Here is a 14081-nt window from a genome sequence, read left to right on the forward strand (position 1 = left end):
TGATTCGCTGCGGTCACCGGTCGACGCCTCCCATCACGGGGTCGATGGACGCGACGGCGACGATGACGTCGGCGACCTGGCCGCCCTCGCACATCGCCGCCATGGCCTGGAGGTTGGTGAAGGACGGGTCGCGGAAGTGGACCCGGTAGGGGCGGGTGCCGCCGTCGGAGACGACGTGCACGCCGAGTTCGCCCTTGGGCGATTCGACGGCGACGTACGCCTGTCCGGCGGGGACCCGGAATCCCTCGGTCACCAGCTTGAAGTGGTGGATCAGGGCCTCCATGGAGGTGCCCATGATCTTCTTGATGTGTTCGAGCGAGTTGCCGAGTCCGTCCGGTCCGAGCGCGAGCTGCGCGGGCCAGGCGATCTTCTTGTCGGCGACCATGACCGGGCCGGGTGCCAGCCGGTCCAGGCACTGCTCGACGATCCGGAGCGACTGGCGCATCTCTTCCAGGCGGATGAGGAAGCGCCCGTAGGAGTCGCAGGTGTCGGCGGTCGGCACGTCGAAGTCGTACGTCTCGTAGCCGCAGTACGGGTCGGTCTTGCGCAGGTCGTGCGGGAGGCCGGCGGACCGCAGGACCGGGCCGGTGGCGCCGAGCGCGACGCAGCCGGTGAGGTCGAGGTAGCCGACGTCCTCCATGCGGGCCTTGAAGATCGGGTTGCCGGTGGCGAGCTTGTCGTACTCCGGCAGGTTCCGCTTCATGGTGGTGACGAAGGAGCGGATCTGGTCGATCGCGCCGGGCGGCAGGTCCTGGGCGAGGCCGCCGGGGCGGACGAATGCGTGGTTCATCCGGAGCCCGGTGATCAGCTCGAAGAGGTCGAGGATCAGCTCGCGGTCGCGGAACCCGTAGATCATGATCGTGGTGGAGCCGAGCTCCATGCCGCCGGTGGCGATGCACACGAGGTGCGAGGAGATCCGGTTCAGCTCCATCAGCAGGACGCGGATCACGCTGGCGCGGTCGGGGATCTGGTCCTCGATGCCGAGGAGCTTCTCGACCGCGAGGCAGTACGCCGTCTCGTTGAAGAACGGCGTCAGGTAGTCCATGCGCGTGACGAACGTGGTGCCCTGGGTCCAGTTCCGGAATTCGAGGTTCTTCTCGATGCCGGTGTGGAGGTAGCCGATGCCGCAGCGGGCCTCGGTGACGGTCTCGCCGTCGATCTCCAGGATCAGCCGCAGCACGCCGTGCGTGGACGGGTGCTGGGGCCCCATGTTGACGATGATGCGTTCGTCGTCGGACTTGCCGGCCGCCTCGACGACCTCGTCCCAGTCGCCGCCGGTGACTGTATATACAGTCCCCTCGGTCGTGTCGCGGGGCGTTGCGTGGGAAGTGGTCATCAGGAGTACGACCTCCGCTGGTCCGGAGCCGGGATCTGGGCGCCCTTGTACTCGACGGCGATGCCGCCGAGCGGGTAGTCCTTGCGCTGCGGGAAGCCCTGCCAGTCGTCCGGCATCATGATCCGGGTGAGCGCGGGGTGCCCGTCGAAGACGAGCCCGAAGAAGTCGTACGCCTCGCGCTCGTGCCAGTCGTTGGTCGGGTAGACCGCGACCAGCGAGGGAACGTGCGGGTCGCTGTCGGGCGCGGACACCTCCAGCCGGATCAGCCGGCCGTGGGTGAGGGACCGCAGGTGGTACACGGCGTGCAGCTCGCGGCCCTGGTCGCCGAGGAAGTGGACCCCGCTGACGCCGGTGCAGAGCTCGAAGCGGAGCGCCGGGTCGTCGCGCAGGGTGCGGGCGACGGTCACCAGGTGCTCGCGCGCGATGTGGAAGGTCAGCTCGCCGCGGTCGACCACGGTCCGCTCGATGGCGTTCTCGGGTACGAGTCCCTGCTCGTCCAGGGCGCCTTCGAGCTCGTCGGCCACCTCGTCGAACCAGCCGCCGTACGGGCGGGGGCTCGCGTGCGGCAGCCGTACCGTCCGGACGAGCCCGCCGTAACCGGAGGTGTCGCCGCCGTTGTTGGCGCCGAACATCCCCTTCCGTACGCGGATGACCTCGCCTCCGTCGCCCCGGGGGGTGGGGAGGGCGGTGCCGTTGGTGCCGTTGGCGTGGGCGCTCCGGCCGTTCGCGCCGTTCTGGCCGTTCGCGCCGTTCTGGCCGTGGGCGGCGGCGCCGTTGCCGCCGCTGGGGTTGTCGCTCACCGGAGGAGCCCCTTCATCTCGATCAGGGGGAGCGCCTTGAGGGCCGCCTCCTCCGCCTCGCGGGCGGCTTCCTCCGCGTTGACCCCGAGCTTGGAGCCCTGGATCTTCTGGTGGAGTTTGAGGATGGCGTCCATCAGCATCTCGGGACGCGGCGGGCACCCCGGCAAATAGATGTCGACGGGGACAATGTGGTCAACACCCTGAACAATCGCGTAATTGTTGAACATACCGCCCGATGAAGCACAAACCCCCATGGAAATGACCCACTTGGGATTTGGCATCTGGTCGTAGACCTGCCGCAGCACGGGCGCCATCTTCTGGCTGACCCGTCCGGCGACGATCATCAGGTCCGCCTGGCGCGGCGACCCCCGGAAGACCTCCATCCCGAAGCGGGCGAGGTCGTACCGCCCGGCTCCGGTCGTCATCATCTCGATGGCGCAGCAGGCGAGACCGAAGGTGGCGGGGAAGACCGAAGACTTCCGTACCCATCCGGCGGCCTGCTCGACAGTGGTCAGTACGAAGCCACTTGGCAGTTTCTCTTCGAGTCCCATGTGCCCCTCAGCCCCTCAGTCCCATTCCAGGCCGCCGCGCCGCCACACGTACGCGTAGGCGACGAAGACGGTGAGCACGAAGAGCAGCATCTCCACGAGCCCGAACATCCCCAGGGCGTCGAAGGTGACGGCCCAGGGATAGAGGAAGACGATCTCGATGTCGAAGACGATGAAGAGCATCGCCGTCAGGTAGTACTTGATGGGGAAGCGACCGCCTCCGGCGGGAGTCGGAGTGGGTTCGATACCGCACTCGTACGCTTCGAGCTTTGCCCGGTTGTAGCGCTTGGGGCCGATAAGCGTGGCCATGACCACGGAGAAGATCGCAAACCCTGCCCCGAGGGCGCCGAGCACGAGGATGGGCGCGTAGGCATTCACGCTCCTCGCTCCTTCCAGTCGTCCTTGACCGTTGGACCGCATCGGGCGGCCGGCTCCCCGCCTCACCAAGATCGTGCACATGTGAGGCAGTTCACAAGCCCGACTGCCCCGCATACTATGCCCGCCGTCCTGTGATCTGCGACACGGGGTACACCAACGCCTTTGTGATCTCTGCCACCTGACGAACGATCATGAAGTCGGATGAGCGGAGATGTTCACACGAGAAGCGGCCAAGTGATCACGACTGGTGACATTCGAAGGTGTTACCGCTGGTCAGCACGGTGGCGCACTATCAACGGATGGCCGTCGTGCGCAAATTGGCGATGGACAGGCACGGGTGATATAGGGATGCACCGGATTCGGTGCCACCCGGACGAGGGATTGCGCGGAACGATGTGGACATCGCCCCGCAAGCACGAACTTCCGGGCGTACGGGGCGCGGAGAAGCGCCGGGGCAGGGTGGCCCGGGAGGCGGGAGCCGGCCGGAACCGATCGGTAGCCGGCCTGGAGCCGTTCGCGAGCTCGTCGCGAGCCGTTCGGGAGCGGGTCGGAGCCGGTCGGAGCCGGTCGGCGGGTGAGTGTGTGAACGGGGGCACGAGCGCCGGGGCGCCCTCCGGGGGGTGCGCGGAGAGCTTCGGAAGCGAGGGCGGGGCCGGTGCCCACTCGGGGCCCCCGAGATAGGTGCGGGAGGAGCGCGGGAGGAACGCGCGGGAGCCCTAGCCGGAGCGCGCCCGCCGCGCGGGCGGTGGGCCTGGGACCCCGCGCGCGGTGGACGCGGGCCCCGCGCGCGCGGTTGCCCTTCACAGGTGGCACACACAGTGACCTGCGTCACGTCGAACCCGCCCCGAATCAAGCGGGCTTGGCCACCGGCGTGAACAGATGGTAAGCGACGGGCAATTCGGGCGTATTGCCAAAACCCCGTGATCACAGCGTTATGGACGCATGTCCAATTTGCCCGTTACGGGGTCAATAAAGGTTCCACGCAAGCGGATTCTCATATTCCGGACGTAACTGTGGCGCAACACACGTTTCTTGATGGGAGCCTTACAGCCCTGATAGCGCTAGTACTCATGTCCCACACCGCTCAGATACCCAGCCACCGGAAGCCCCGTCAGCGAGCGTCCAAGACGACGCTGCGGGCCGGAGTTGCCGGTGGCGTGCTCAGCACCATCGCGGTCGCAGGCGCTGCCGGCCCCGCGCAGGCCGAGCCGGTGACCCAGACCATCGAGATGCCCACCATCACCGTCGGGCTCTCCACCGCCCTCGACGCCTCCGTACAGGCCACGCAGCAGGTCGCTTTCGACCTCCAGACGCGTGCGTCCGAGGACGCCGCGGCCGAGAGCGCCGCGAAGACGGCGGCCAAGGCGAAGGCCGAGGCCGTCCGCAAGGCCGAGGCCAAGAAGAAGGCCGAAGCAGCCGCGAAGGCCAAGGCGGAAGCCGAGGCCAAGGCGGAGGCCGAGGCGCGCGCCTCCCGCAGCGCCGCGCGCACCACGCTCAGCGCCTCCTCCGGCTCGTCCACCACCGCGACGACCACCGCCGCCACCTCCTCGTCCTCGTCCTCGTCGAGCGTCTCCGGCTCCGCCGCCGCGGTGGTCGCCTTCGCCAAGGCGCAGGTCGGCGACGCGTACGTCTCCGGCGGCACCGGCCCGAACTCGTGGGACTGCTCGGGCCTGGTCCAGGCCGCGTACGCCTCGGTCGGCGTCAGCCTGCCGCGCGTCTCCCAGGACCAGTCGGTGGCCGGTACGCAGGTCTCGCTGGACAACCTCCAGCCCGGCGACATCCTCTACTGGGGCGGCGCGGGCAGCGCGTACCACGTGGCGATCTACGTGGGCGGCGGCCAGTTCGTCGGCGCGCAGAACTCCAGCACCGGCACGGTCCAGCGCGACCTGAGCTACGACCCGCCGACGGGCGCGGTGCGGGTGCTCTGATCCTGATCCCGGGACACCTGGATCCGGTGCGCACACAGTCTCTTGGTGCGCTCCCGGACAGCTCTGGGCGATCACCTTCACGGACCGGTCGCACCGAGTGCGTTCACTGATTCACAAGCTCACGGTTCCCCGTAGAGCACGGCCGAGGGCCGCCCCTCCCCGCTCGGGAGGGGCGGCCCTCGGCGCGTGTGGGGGCGTGGTGCGGTGCGTACGTGTACCCGTGCTGGGCTTCGGGCCGGGCGGGGTCGGGTCGGGTCGGGTCGGGTCGGGTCGGGTCGGGTCGGCGGATGCTGCGGCAAGGCGGGAGCCGTCGGGTGCTCCCCCGGCGGAATCCTGCTGCCCCACTCGCCCGCCCCTCCGCTCGGCTGCCGGTCGGGGTGGGCGGTGGCCAGTGGGCCCGGGGCGGGCCAGTGAGGGGCCCCGGGCGGGGAACTACTCGGGCAGGCGCTCCAGGAGCCAGCCGCCGAGCTGCTCGGTGATCCGGGTGTGCCCGGTGGTCTCGGACGAGCAGAGGAACTCGTCGAGGTCGCTCTCCTCCGGCGGCAGCCCGTCGACGTTCGCGTAGAGGTCGTCAGGCTGGTCGACGTCGCGGATGGCGACGGCGCTCACGGTCGGGACGAAGCAGATGTCGGGGTGGTTGAGTTCGATCTCGGCACCGGACTTCTCCAGCATCGCGCCGAGGATGCCGTACGCGTCGAGCGTGCCGCCGGGCGCACCGTCGAGCTCCGGGAAGCCGCTGGTGGTGATGGTCTTCTCGGCCGCCGGGAAGAGCCGCTTCAGTTCGGCGACGACGGCCTCGTGGCCTTCGGCCTGGGTGTAGAAGGTCGTGCCGGGGTAGATCATCCGGCCGACGCTGGCGAGCGCGACCTGGCCCGGGTTGATGGCCGGTCCCTGGCCGTCGCCACGGCCGTTGGCCACCGCGATCAGGCGGGGGATCTGCGGCCAGAACCCGACCGAGCGCAGCTCGGTGAGGAACTTCTCGCGCTCGGGGGCGACTTCGACGCTCTCGGTCTCCCGGTCGTAGTGGCGCCAGAGCAGCTCGCGTGCGGCCGGGCTGTCCATCTGCTGGGCGAACCTGGTGTCCGCCGGGACGAAGGAGGAGAAGGCCTGGAGCCCGATGGGGATGACGGCGCCCCGGTGCGGGCTGTCGTAGGAGAAGTACAGGGCCGTCTGGTGGTCGATGCCCTGGCCCTCCAGCTTGGCGAGAACGTAGCGGGTGATGATCCCGCCCATGCAGAAGCCGCCCACGGTCAGCGGAGCGTTCCCCTCCCGCTCCGCGATGGTGCGCTGGATCGCGGCGGTGACGACCTTCGCGTTGTCGAGGATCGAGGCGCTGCGCTCGTCGTAACCGATGAGGACGACGTCCCGGCCGGACCGGCGGATCTCCGTGAGGAGGGCGTACTCGCCGCCGTCCAGACCGAGGAAGAGCCTCTCCAGGTCGGACGGGCCGAGGTTGAACCCGTCGGCCAGGAGGACCGGCTTCCGGATGCCGTCGTTGTTCTCGCCGTAGAAGACATGGGCGAAGCCGTTCGGGAGTTCCCACTCCTCGTCGGGCCGGGGCGCCGGGACCGTGATCGGCGACTCCGCGTGGGCCGCCCCGCCGACCGCGAACTCGCCGACACCTTGCTCAGCCTGCTGACCGGACACTGTGATGCTCCTCCGTCTGCGCGCACGCCCCAGCGGCCCACCGGAACGGCGGGCACGGAAACTGAGGGACGTCACCGAGACAGGGCTCATCATGATCAGGCCCAGAACTCCCGGGCGAGAGGATCCGTCCCGGTTCATCCCTATAGGGGAAGTGGGATGTGCAGGTTTACTGACCCCACGCGTCCGCGCCCCGGTGTCGTACCCGCGCTGCCACGACGGGGTCAGCCCTGCGCCGACACCATCTGCTCGATCCGCTCCACCACGAAGTCGGGCCGGTCCTTGGGTACGTCGTGCGAACTGCCGGTCGCGGTGACGAGTGTCCGGTTGGGCGCCTGCCGCACGAACGACGCGGCGGCGGCGCGCCAGCGCTGGGCGTCCTCGGGCGATCCGTCGAAGGGGGTCTTCTCCGAGACGATGACGTCCGCGGGGACACTTTCCGGCCAGGACACCTTGTTGTAGGCCTGGTGTGCCGTAGTGAAGTTCTCTGCGGTAGCGATCAGTTGGCGGTTCGCGGGCGTGGTGGGGTCCTTCTTCGCGGCGTCCACCTCCGGACGGCTCGCGGCGACGAGCCGCGCGATCTCCTCGTCCGTGAAGAACGGGGGCAGGTTGGCGTCCACGAGCACGGAGCCGGAGGCCACCTCCGGGTTCTCCTTCGTGAAGTACGTCGCGACCTCACCGGCCTGCGAGTGGGACACCAGGATCACGCCCTTGGTGACCCCCAACTCGGTGAGCCCCGTCTTCAGGTCGCCGACGGCGCCTTCCACGTCCCACGGACCGGGCACCGCCTCACTCCGGCCGAGGCCGGCCCGGTCGTACGTGATGACCGTGGCACCGGTGTCCGCGTGGAGACGCGGGACCATCTCCTTCCAGTACGAGGAGTCCTCGCCGCCTCCCGAGTCGAGGACGATGACGGGGCCGTGTCCGGCGGTGATGTGGAACGCGACGCGGTGGCCGCCGCTGTCGATCATGCGCAGCTTCGACCCGTCCGCCTGTCCCGCCCCCGAGGATGCGGGCGCCACCGCCTTCGGGCTCGCCTTCGGGGCCGCGGAGTCCTCCTCGCCGCAGGCCGTGACGATCCCGGCGGTCACCGCCAGCAGCGCGACGGCCGACAGTGCGCGGCGGGTACGTCGACGGGGCGGGCGTGTACGCGACATGGGTGGTCCTCGGTGCCTGGTCCGGATTGCCATCGGATGCCATCCATCCTCCGGCGGTGCCCGCCCCGGGGACATCCGGTTGGCACGCCGGTCGGCGGTGCCGCTGGGGCCAGCGAGCGGGGTGGGGATATCCCCAGGAACGGCCTGTTCGGACGGGCCGCCGACGACCAGCGGCCCGCTCGACGCCGTCCTCCGATCCAGTACGTCGGCCACGGCATGGGCTACGGCTACAGCTACAGCTACAGCTACAGCTACAGCTACAGGCCGGGCTCCGGTACAGGCGCCGTCAACACGAACCAGACCGTCTTCGTCTGCCGCGTCCCCCGCCCCTGCACCGTGGCCCCCCAACGCACGGCCACCCGGTCCACGATGAGCAGTCCCCGGCCGCTCTCCGCTCCGGGCCCCGGGGCGGAAAGCGGCAGCGGGTCCGGCTGGTCGTCGGTCACGTGGACCCGGACCTGGTGCGGAGCGATCGCCACGTCCACGCGGATCAGCCTGGACCTCGTGTGGCAGTACACGTTGCCCACCACCTCGCTCACGCACAACCGGGCGTCGTCAACCAGACCGGGATGCCCGGTCAGCCGCAGGAGTGTGGCCACGAAGTCCCGCACCAGCTTGGGGGCGTGGGCGTTGTTGGGCGCCACCACGCGGTAACGGTCACCGCGTCGGGGCAAGGCGCCCAGCGGCGGGGCGGGCGGAGGCGGAGTTGCTACGACGGTCATTGCGAGGATCTCCCTGCGTGAGCCAGTCTCCAGTACGCACGCCCTGACTCCGAGGTCACGACCTCGGGCCGCAGCATGTATGCGGCCCTTCGACGCGGATGCGGGTGCATTTCGACCATCGAAGGTGCTCATCTGGCGCTTGCGCAGGACCCTAGGGCCCAAACCAGCCCCGGAGCAAGGTTGCCCCTCAACGTTCACGCGGTCGAGTGGACCATCGCACCTTCACCGCGCAAGACTGTGGCCAGAACAGGGGAAGGTGACATGCCACCGAGGGACAACCCGACCGCACGTCAGGCGCGCCTGGGCGCGGAGTTGAGGAAGCTGCGCGAGCAAGCGGGAAAGACCGCTCGCGATGCCGCAGGGCTCATCTCCACGGACCAAGCCCGCATCAGCCACATCGAGGCCGGTCGCAGCGGTGTCGGCGAGGAACGCATCCGGCGCCTCGCAAGCTTCTACGGCTGCGACGACAACGCCTTGATCGACGCACTCTGCGCAGTATCGCGTGAACACCGGGGCCAGTTCTGGTGGGACGAGTACCGCGGCGTCCTCGCACCCGGCTTCCTGAACATCGCGGAACTTGAGCACCACGCCCACTACATGCGCTGCCTCCAATCCGTCACCCTGCCGGGCATCCTGCAAACTCCGGCGTACGCCCGCGCCCTGTTCGACGGAGTCCTGCCGAAGCTCCCCGCCGACGAAGTGGACGCACGCGTCGAGCACCGAATCCGCCGACAGGCCGTCCTCGATCGAGAGAGTCCTCCGGAGTTCGAGGCCATCGTCCACGAGGCCAGCCTCCGCATGCGCGTGGGCGGCCGTACGGTGGCCCGCGAACAGCTGGAGCACCTGCTGAAGGCCACCGAGCGGAGTGCCGTGACCGTACGAGTGATCCCCTTCGCCAGCGAGCAGTTCGTGGAGGTCACCCAGACGGTGCTTTACGTCGGCGGCGTCGTGCCAGAACTGGACACCGTCCACATCGACGCTCCGTTCGGTGGAATCCATCTCGACGCAGCGGCAGACCTGCGCAGATACCGGATGCAGCTCGACTTCGCCCAGCACGTGAGCCTGCCGCCGGATGAGTCGCGCAGCTTCATTCACCACATCGCCCGGGACATGTGAGAATCCGGAGCATGAACGCTGAGATCGAGTGGCAGAAGTCGTCCTTCTCTGGAGGCGGTGGCGAGCAATGCGTCGAAATCGCAGAACTGGCCGGCCAGATCCTGATGCGTGAGAGCGACGATCCGAGCACGGTGACCGTGACGAGCCCAGCGAAGTTCGCCGCGTTCATCAAGGGCGTCAAGGCAGGCGAGTTCGACCACTTCGCCCTGTAGGGCGCATCTGCCCAAGCATCGCGCGAGAGCCCCCGGCCGCCCGGCTGGGGGCTCTCGCGTATGACTTCCACATTGATGCTCCGGTACACCCTTGCCCCTCACCTGAGAGTCAGGCTAACGTCACCCCAAGTCGCCGAGGCCGGGCTCGTCCATACCGTTCGACCGCGCTCCGAGCCGACTCACCCTGCCCACCATGACGCGGGCACCTTGCCCCGACACCGCGATCGGACGGTCCACCATGCCCAACTCGCTCCGGACGACCCCAGCCCCCGCCGAGGCGCACCGGCGGACCGGGTTACGTTTCGAGGTACTCCGCTACGGGCCGGCGACCGGCCTCGTACCCGAACCCGTGGACCTCCGCGTACTGCCCACCCCGCACGACGCGATCCGCGTCATCCGCAGCCAGCTCCGCGCCAGCCATCTCCTCGGCCTCCCCCCGCACGAGGCCGACCGGGCACGCCGGTGGGCGGATCACGGCGGCTGGATTCCCGCCCTCGGCGCGCTGTACCGGGGCGAGCCCTGCGGGTTCCTGCTCAGGCTCCGCAGGGGCCGCCACCTGGAGTGGAACGTACGCCCGTTGACGTACGTACAGCTGTCGCACGCGGGGTGCGACGCGCACACCGGGCGCGAAGTCTCCCCCGGCCACGGTCCGGCCGACGGACCTCGGTGCCCCGCGCCTACCACGTACAGGGTTTCCCCAAGTCCTTGACACTGTCGGCCAGTTCGATCGGCGCCGCAGGCCACCCGGTGTCGTGCCAGTGGGCGATGCGCCAGCTCAGCCGCCGCGGCCAGAGCGCGGTCCCGGGCAGGTCGGCGACCGGTTTCCACACCGGCCGGCCTCCGTAGTTGTCGAGTTGGTCCTCGGCACCGACCTCCCCCTCGGCGTGCACGAGGAAGTAGTGCTGCCGGGTCCCCTCCTTCCAGACCCGGGCCACCTCCCCCGCCACGCTCCCGCCGAGGGCGGTCTCCTCCCGCAACTCCCGCACCACCGCCTCGTGCAGGGTCTCCCCCGCCTCGACCCCGCCGCCGGGGATCTCGTACCAGGTGTAGCGACGGTCGGACTGCCGGATGAGGAGGATCTGCCCGTCGCGGATCACTATCGCCCCGGCCCGCACACGCTTGGGCACGGAGGTCGTCGGGTCCTTCCACCGCACCGGTCCGCTGCTCGGGCCTCTGACCGCCCAGTCGCGAAGCACCTCCTCCGCCGTGCCGACCGGCCGGATGGGCACATGCAGCGCCTCGGCCAGGGTGAGGGCCCGGCGGCGGCTCCCGTCGATCGTCTCGCCGGTTCGGGGGAGGTGGTAGACGCCCTCCTCGGTCGGGTCGCTCGCGAGGACCAGGGCATCGTCGTCGTACCGCACGTCTGCTCTCATGGACCCGATGGTGTGCGGCGGCCGGGAGGAGGCGCAAGAGATTACCCGGCCGAGGTCACCACGCCCGACCAGGTGTTCGTACGAATCGATCAGGCATTCGCTGCGACCGGGCGGTAGGTGCACACATTCACCCCGGCGGCGCTGGTGACCGTCGACACCAGCTCCAGGGCGCGCAGGCCGCCGTCCGCCGGGAAGATCGTCTTACCGCCGCCGAGCAGCACCGGCATGATCATCAGCCGCAGCTCGTCGGCCAGGCCCTCGCTCAGCAGGGTGCGCGCGAGGGTGGGGCTGCCCATGACCGCCAGGTCGCCGCCTCCGGCCTCGCGCAGCGCGCGGATGCGGCCGACCGCGTCGCCGCCCGGGATGAGCGTGGTGTTCGCCCACACCAGGTCCTGCGCGGAGAGCGTCCCCGACACCACGTACTTCTCGATGGTGTTCATCCGGTCGGCGAACGGGTCGCCCGCCCGGTCCGGCCACGCCCCGGCCATCGTCTGCCAGGTACGGCGCCCGAAGAGCAGCGCGTCCGCCTTGGCCAGCACGTCGTCGAAGGTCCCGCCCACGATCTCCGGGTCGAAGAACGGGTGCGACCAACCGCCGTGCGCGAACCCGCCGTCCGTGTCCTCCTCCGGACCGCCCGGCGCCTGCACGACGCCGTCGAGGCTCATGAACTCACTGATGACGATGCGCACGGGCTCGCTCCCTGGTCTTCCGTCCGGTCTTCCCGCGTCCACGCGGGACGTATGCAAGGAAGACAGCCGGCGTGACGAGAACTCATCGCGGCACGCCGGGCGTACGGCGATCGGGCCCGAACGGGGCGGGGACAGCCGGAAAAGAGCGGGACCGGTCGCGCCCGCGCCCGGTCCCGCTCTTCGCCTCAGGCCTTCGGCGCGACCTTCGACAGACCGTTGATGATGCGGTCCATCGCGTCGCCGCCGGTCGGGTCGGTGAGGTTCGCCAGCATCTTCAGGGTGAACTTCATCAGCAGCGGGTGGGTGAGGCCGCGCTGCGTGGCGATCTTCATGATCTTCGGATTACCGATGATCTTCACGAACGCGCGGCCCAGCGTGTAGTAGCCGCCGTAGGTGTCCTTGAGGATCTTCGGGTAGTTGTGCAGGGCCAGTTCGCGCTGGGCCGGGGTCGCGCGGGCGGTGGCCTGCACGATGACGTCGGCGGCGATCTGGCCGGACTCCATGGCGTACGCGATGCCTTCGCCGTTGAACGGGTTGACGAGGCCGCCCGCGTCACCGACGAGCAGCAGGCCCTTGGTGTAGTGCGGCTGGCGGTTGAAGGCCATCGGGAGGGCGGCGCCGCGGATGGGCGTCGTCATGTTCTCCGGGGTGTAGCCCCAGTCGGCCGGCATCGACGCGCACCAGGCCTTGAGGACCTCGCGCCAGTCCAGCTCCCGGAAGGCGGAGGAGGAGTTGAGGATGCCGAGGCCGACGTTGGACGTGCCGTCGCCCATGCCGAAGATCCAGCCGTACCCGGGCAGCAGACGGTCCTGCGGGCCGCGCCGGTCCCAGAGTTCGAGCCAGGACTCCAGGTAGTCGTCGTCGTGGCGCGGCGAGGTGAAGTACGTACGGACCGCGACGCCCATCGGGCGGTCCTCGCGGCGGTGCAGGCCCATGGCGAGGGAGAGCCGGGTGGAGTTGCCGTCGGCGGCGACGACCAGCGGCGCGTGGAAGGTGACCGGGGTCTTCTCCTCGCCGAGCTTGGCGTTGACGCCGGTGATGCGGCCGGTGCGCTCGTCGATGATCGGGGCGCCGACGTTGGCGCGCTCGTACAGCCGCGCGCCCGCCTTCTGCGCCTGCCGGGCGAGCTGCTCGTCGAAGTCGTCGCGCTTGCGCACGAGGCCGTAGTCCGGGTACGAGGCGAGGTCGGGCCAGTCGAGCTGGAGGCGGACACCTCCACCGATGATGCGGAGGCCCTTGTTCCGCGACCAGCCGGCCTCTTCGGAGATGTCGATGCCCATGGAGACCAGCTGCTTGGTCGCGCGGGGAGTGAGACCGTCGCCGCAGACCTTCTCCCGGGGGAACGCCGTCTTCTCCAGCAGCAGGACGTCGAGCCCGGCCTTGGCGAGGTAGTACGCGGTCGTGGAGCCGGCTGGGCCCGCTCCGACGACGATCACGTCCGCGCTGTGTTCGGAGAGGGGCTCGGTCACGGTCGGATCTCCCGAAGACTCGAAATCGCGTGCCGCGGGGCACCGGTCCCATGCAGTCTATGGGGACCGGCAGATCAACTTACCGAAGGGCTCCCCGATGACGATCGCGCCTTCCTCCCACCCGGCGGTCCACCTGCGGGTCCCCACCGACGAGGACGCCTTGAGCTGGTACCGGGTCTTCGACCACCCGGAGGTGATGGAGTTCCACGGCGGCCGGAGCGCGGAGTTCTCGGTGTACGAGGAGCTGACCGCGCGCCAGCGCCGGCACGACGCCGAACTCGGCTTCTGCTTCTGGACGGTGACCGACGAGGCCGGCGAGGTGCTGGGCTTCACCGGCGCGCAGCCGTGGCCGCACCCCGGCTTCGGGCCGGTCGGAGCGATCGAGATCGGGTGGCGGCTGGGCCGCGCCGCCTGGGGCCACGGGTACGCGACCGCCGCCGCCCGCACCACACTGGAACGCGTACGGGCGGCGGGCGTCACCGAGGTCGTGGCGATGATCGACTCGCGCAACCGCCGCTCGGTCGCGCTGGCCGAGCGGCTCGGGATGCACCACGCCGAGTCGTACGAGATCACCACCGGGGTGCCGCGTACGGCGCTCTGCTACCGGCTGGCACTGGCGGACGCGGCGGGGGAACAGAAGGGGGCGTGAGGGGAGACTGCCCGCGCACCCGACGCCACCCGCCGCGTGTGCGGGGCGGGTGGCGTCGGG

At 69.7% G+C, this 14081-nt stretch carries 14 protein-coding genes; 4 read left to right on the forward strand and 10 right to left on the reverse strand.

Going from position 1 to position 14081, the window contains the following annotated elements; translation table 11 throughout:
- Nucleotides 1-13: 13 nt before the first annotated feature.
- The 4 genes from ACFWEE_RS10470 to ACFWEE_RS10485 are packed head-to-tail and all read right to left on the reverse strand — an operon-like array spanning nucleotide 14 to nucleotide 3062.
- Nucleotides 14-1336: an NADH-quinone oxidoreductase subunit D gene (locus ACFWEE_RS10470; protein WP_386888161.1), complete on the reverse strand. Its 1323-nt coding sequence runs from the start codon at nucleotides 1334-1336 to the stop codon at nucleotides 14-16.
- Complete coding sequence (locus ACFWEE_RS10475) at nucleotides 1336-2136, reverse strand: NADH-quinone oxidoreductase subunit C (RefSeq protein WP_386888163.1); 801 nt, start codon at nucleotides 2134-2136, stop codon at nucleotides 1336-1338. Before ACFWEE_RS10475 ends, ACFWEE_RS10470 begins: the two co-directional genes overlap by 1 nt.
- Nucleotides 2133-2687, reverse strand: a complete 555-nt coding sequence (locus ACFWEE_RS10480; RefSeq protein ID WP_111337185.1) for an NADH-quinone oxidoreductase subunit B family protein — start codon at nucleotides 2685-2687, stop codon at nucleotides 2133-2135. Before ACFWEE_RS10480 ends, ACFWEE_RS10475 begins: the two co-directional genes overlap by 4 nt.
- Before the next feature lie 15 nt (nucleotides 2688-2702).
- Nucleotides 2703-3062 carry an NADH-quinone oxidoreductase subunit A gene (locus ACFWEE_RS10485; protein ID WP_266705409.1) on the reverse strand — a complete coding sequence of 120 codons (360 nt, stop codon included), beginning with the start codon at nucleotides 3060-3062 and terminating at the stop codon, nucleotides 2703-2705.
- A gap of 1070 nt (nucleotides 3063-4132) precedes the next feature.
- Between ACFWEE_RS10485 and ACFWEE_RS10490 the strand changes: the two genes are divergently transcribed.
- A complete protein-coding gene (locus ACFWEE_RS10490; RefSeq protein ID WP_386888166.1) occupies nucleotides 4133-4990 on the forward strand; it encodes a C40 family peptidase in 858 nt (285 codons plus the stop codon).
- Nucleotides 4991-5422: 432 nt separating this feature from the next.
- Here the strand turns inward: ACFWEE_RS10490 and ACFWEE_RS10495 are convergent, their stop codons facing one another.
- The 3 genes from ACFWEE_RS10495 to ACFWEE_RS10505 all read right to left on the reverse strand — a co-directional run bounded on the left by ACFWEE_RS10495 (nucleotide 5423) and on the right by ACFWEE_RS10505 (nucleotide 8513).
- Nucleotides 5423-6637 (reverse strand): esterase/lipase family protein, encoded by a 1215-nt coding sequence (locus tag ACFWEE_RS10495; RefSeq protein ID WP_386888168.1) that lies wholly within the window; start codon nucleotides 6635-6637, stop codon nucleotides 5423-5425.
- Nucleotides 6638-6858: 221 nt separating this feature from the next.
- Nucleotides 6859-7791 (reverse strand): alpha/beta fold hydrolase, encoded by a 933-nt coding sequence (locus ACFWEE_RS10500; RefSeq protein WP_386888170.1) that lies wholly within the window; start codon nucleotides 7789-7791, stop codon nucleotides 6859-6861.
- A gap of 257 nt (nucleotides 7792-8048) precedes the next feature.
- On the reverse strand, nucleotides 8049-8513 hold the full coding sequence (locus ACFWEE_RS10505; RefSeq protein WP_386888172.1) for an ATP-binding protein: 465 nt from the start codon (nucleotides 8511-8513) through the stop codon (nucleotides 8049-8051).
- A 261-nt stretch (nucleotides 8514-8774) separates the two neighbouring features.
- Between ACFWEE_RS10505 and ACFWEE_RS10510 the strand changes: the two genes are divergently transcribed.
- Complete coding sequence (locus ACFWEE_RS10510; protein WP_386888174.1) at nucleotides 8775-9629, forward strand: helix-turn-helix domain-containing protein; 855 nt, start codon at nucleotides 8775-8777, stop codon at nucleotides 9627-9629.
- Nucleotides 9630-9640: 11 nt separating this feature from the next.
- Nucleotides 9641-9841 (forward strand): DUF397 domain-containing protein, encoded by a 201-nt coding sequence (locus tag ACFWEE_RS10515; RefSeq protein ID WP_386888176.1) that lies wholly within the window; start codon nucleotides 9641-9643, stop codon nucleotides 9839-9841.
- 677 nt (nucleotides 9842-10518) lie between these two features.
- Here ACFWEE_RS10515 and ACFWEE_RS10520 read toward each other — a convergent pair.
- The 3 genes from ACFWEE_RS10520 to ACFWEE_RS10530 all read right to left on the reverse strand — a co-directional run bounded on the left by ACFWEE_RS10520 (nucleotide 10519) and on the right by ACFWEE_RS10530 (nucleotide 13372).
- Entirely contained in the window at nucleotides 10519-11214 is a 696-nt protein-coding gene (locus ACFWEE_RS10520; protein WP_386888178.1) for an NUDIX domain-containing protein, read from the reverse strand.
- Nucleotides 11215-11303: 89 nt separating this feature from the next.
- On the reverse strand, nucleotides 11304-11903 hold the full coding sequence (locus ACFWEE_RS10525) for a dihydrofolate reductase family protein (RefSeq protein ID WP_386888180.1): 600 nt from the start codon (nucleotides 11901-11903) through the stop codon (nucleotides 11304-11306).
- A gap of 185 nt (nucleotides 11904-12088) precedes the next feature.
- Complete coding sequence (locus ACFWEE_RS10530) at nucleotides 12089-13372, reverse strand: geranylgeranyl reductase family protein (protein WP_327176274.1); 1284 nt, start codon at nucleotides 13370-13372, stop codon at nucleotides 12089-12091.
- A gap of 97 nt (nucleotides 13373-13469) precedes the next feature.
- Between ACFWEE_RS10530 and ACFWEE_RS10535 the strand changes: the two genes are divergently transcribed.
- Nucleotides 13470-14021: a GNAT family N-acetyltransferase gene (locus tag ACFWEE_RS10535; RefSeq protein ID WP_386888183.1), complete on the forward strand. Its 552-nt coding sequence runs from the start codon at nucleotides 13470-13472 to the stop codon at nucleotides 14019-14021.
- The last annotated feature ends 60 nt before the right edge of the window (nucleotides 14022-14081 follow it).

The organism is Streptomyces sp. NPDC060184, from assembly GCF_042728795.1.
Lineage (GTDB): Bacteria > Actinomycetota > Actinomycetes > Streptomycetales > Streptomycetaceae > Streptomyces.